The organism is Caballeronia sp. (assembly GCF_028292365.1).
Lineage (GTDB): Bacteria > Pseudomonadota > Gammaproteobacteria > Burkholderiales > Burkholderiaceae > Caballeronia.
Genome location: NZ_JAQGMM010000006.1, coordinates 1 through 3222, shown reverse-complemented (window position 1 = coordinate 3222; position 3222 = coordinate 1). Strand labels below are relative to the sequence as shown.

The window sequence follows — 3222 nt, the reverse complement described above, 5'->3', positions numbered from 1 at the left end:
GACCACCGGCCCGACCGGCGCCCCACCGGCCAGGGCCGCGCGGATCTCGCCGGCCACCTGGTCGGCCACGGGACCGAGCACGACCTGCAGGGCCTTGTCCGACGGCCTGACGACGCCCCGCGCGCCCAGGGCCTAGAGCGCCGGGGCGTTGACCGCGCCCTGGTCCACCACGATGAGGCGCAGGCGGGTGGTGCAGGCGTCGACCGTGATCAGGTTGCCCGCCCCGCCCAGGGCCGCCACGAAATCGGCGCCTCGCCCGTCGCCATGGGGCCCGCCGGCGCCGTGCGCGGCGGTCTCAAGGGCCAGCTCTTCGGCCGGCTCGCGGCCCGGGGTCTTCAGGTCGAACTTCAGGATGAAGAAACGGAACAGGCCGTAATAGACCAGACCGTAGACCAGGCCCACCGGAATCGCCAGCCAGCCGCGCTGCGAGAGACCGTAGTTCAGCACATAGTCGATCGCCCCAGCCGAGAACGTGAAGCCGAGGTGAATGCCCAACGCCGAGCAAATGGCGAGCGACAGACCCGTCAGCACCGCGTGGATCGCGTACAGCGCCGGCGCGAGGAACATGAAGGTGTATTCGATCGGCTCGGTCACGCCCGTCAGGAACGCGGTCAGCGCCATCGAGAAGAGCAAGCCGCCGACCATTGCGCGACGTTCCTTCGGTGCTTCATGGAACATGGCCAGGCACGCTGCCGGCAAGCCGAACATCATGACCGGGAAGAAACCCGTCATGAAGCCGCCCGCGGTTTTATCGCCGGCAAAGAAACGATGCAAGTCGCCCGTTACCGCCGCGCCGCCGCCCGTGGGCGTGTACGAGCCGAACACGAACCATGCAAGCGAGTTGATGATGTGGTGCAGACCCGTCACCAGCAGGATCCGGTTCAGCACGCCGAACACGAACACGCCGAGTGCGCCTGCGCCCGTCAGCCAGCCGCCCGCTGCATCAATCGCGGCCTGGACCGGTGCCCAGACATAGCCAAGTATGATGCCGAGCACCAGACAGGTCACCCCCGTGACAATCGGCACGAAGCGTTTCCCTCCGAAGAACGCGAGGTACTCGGGGAGCTTGATGTCTTTGTACTTGTTGTAGAGATACCCGGCCACGCAACCTGCAAGAATCCCCGACAGCACGCCCATGTTGAGCTTGTCGTTGATGTCCTTCATCACCGCGATTTCGATCAGGTAACCGATCGCACCCGCCAGACCGGCCGTACCGTTATTGTCCTTCGCAAAACCAACCGCCACGCCGATGGCGAACAAGAGTGGCAGGTTTGTAAAGATCGTGTCGCCAGCGTCGGCGATCATCTTGATGTTGAAGACATCCGGCTGGCCGAGGCGCAATAGCAGCCCGGCCACCGGTAGCACGGCAATCGGCAGCATCAGCGCGCGGCCGAGTCGCTGCATTCTTGCAAACAGGTTGGCGTCCATCAGGTTCTCCAGAGATAAGTGTCTTGTCGTTGATCGTGTTGGTACAACATGTTGTCGATCGAAGCTTTTTTACTAATAAACGTGATAAACGCGAAGGCCGGCTGCCGGACGGACGTGTTAGTCCAGCGGCCAGATTTCGCGGCTTGCTGCTCTTACTGCCTGTGCTGATTCGAGCGCCAAGGCGTCCTCAGCGCGCTGACGGCACAGTGGGTAATCGAGTTTGCGCACGAGCGCCTTGATGCCGGGAACCGAAACCGGGTCCACCGATAATTCCGTTACGCCAAGGCCTACGAGCAAGGGCACGGCGACCGGGTCGCCGGCCAGCGCGCCGCATACGCCGACCCATTTGCCGTGCTTTGCAGCGCCATCTGTCGCTTGCTTGATAAGGCGCAGCACGGCCGGATGCAAACCATCGGCTTGTGCTGCGAGATCGGCTTGGCAACGGTCCATCGCGAGCGTGTATTGCGTGAGATCGTTCGTGCCGATAGACAGGAAATCCGCGTGTTGAGCGAGCTGATCGGCCAGCAGCGCCGCCGACGGCACTTCGATCATCACACCCACCTGAATGGGATCGGTCCGGCCAATTTCCGCTGCGAGTTCATCGATGCGCTTTCTCAGACGCACGAGTTCGCCGGAGTCGGTGACCATGGGCAGAAGGATGCGCACCGTGCCGAACGGTTTCACCGCGAGCAGGCCACGCAACTGGTCGTCGAGGAGATCCGGGCGCACCTGCGCCAGGCGGATGCCGCGCAAGCCCAGCGCCGGATTCGTTTCAGGCGGCAGCGTGAGGTAATCGACCTCCTTGTCGGCGCCCACGTCGAGCGTGCGGATGATCGCCGTACGCCCGTTCAATGCGCCGACAATCGATTGATAGCTTTCCGCATGTTCAGCCGCCGTAGGGGCGGACTGGCGATGGATGAACAGCAGTTCGGTGCGCAGGAGGCCGACCGCATCGGCGCCGTTATCGACGGCAGTTTTAGCGTCATCAAGTGTCGCGATGTTCGCCGCCACTTCGATCGTGCGGCCGTCACGTGTCGTGGCTGCTTCCTGCGATGTGCGGCGGTTCACTTCACGCACGCCCGCGAGACGCTGGCGCTCGAGGCGCGCGCGTTCCACATCGAGTGCGGTCGGGGCGTGTTCCAGGCGACCGGCGGATGCATCGACCACGACTTGCGTGCCCTCGGGAATCGCGTGCAATGCGTCGCCCACGGCGACCAATGCCGGAATGCCGATCTGGCGCGCGATGATCGCCGCATGCGATGTCGCGCCGCCGCGTGCCATCACCAACGCCGTGACGCGCGTGCGATCAAGCGACGACAAGTCGGAGGGCGTGAATTCATCGGCGGCGAGCACGGCTTCGTCGGGCAATTCGCGCGCCGCCGTGTTCGTATAACCGAGCGCGCGCAGCACGCGCTTTTCGATATCGCGGAGATCAGCAGCACGTTCAGCCAGCAACGTGTCTTCAATATTCGACAGCAACACGATCTGCGCGCGAATTGCTTCACGCCATGCGAAGCCGGCGCTCTTGCCGAGGCTGATCAGATCGCGCGCGGCATCGAGTAGCGTAGGGTCTTCCAGCAATACGCGATGCACCGCGAAAATCCCCGCCTCGCCGACCGCGCCGCGTTGCGATGCAGTACGGACGGTTTCATCGAGTTCTGCGTCGATGGTCGCAATGGCCTTGTCCAGCAAGCGGCTTTCCGTGGCCGATGTACCGGTTGCCTGCTCGGGCGGCGCGATGTCGTTGTCGTCCCAGCGCACGAGCTTGCCGACCGCAATGCCCGGCGATGCACA

The 3222-nt window shown here is 63.9% G+C and carries 1 protein-coding gene and 1 pseudogene; both read right to left on the bottom strand.

Features of this window, described 5'->3' with window-relative positions; translation table 11 throughout:
• Positions 1–1428: pseudogene (gene nagE, locus JWR14_RS00250) on the bottom strand (N-acetylglucosamine-specific PTS transporter subunit IIBC); the annotation flags it as partial.
• 117 nt (positions 1429–1545) lie between these two features.
• Positions 1546–3222, bottom strand: a 1677-nt coding sequence (gene ptsP, locus JWR14_RS00245) for a phosphoenolpyruvate--protein phosphotransferase (protein ID WP_299699368.1), incomplete at its 5' end; no start/stop codon positions are given.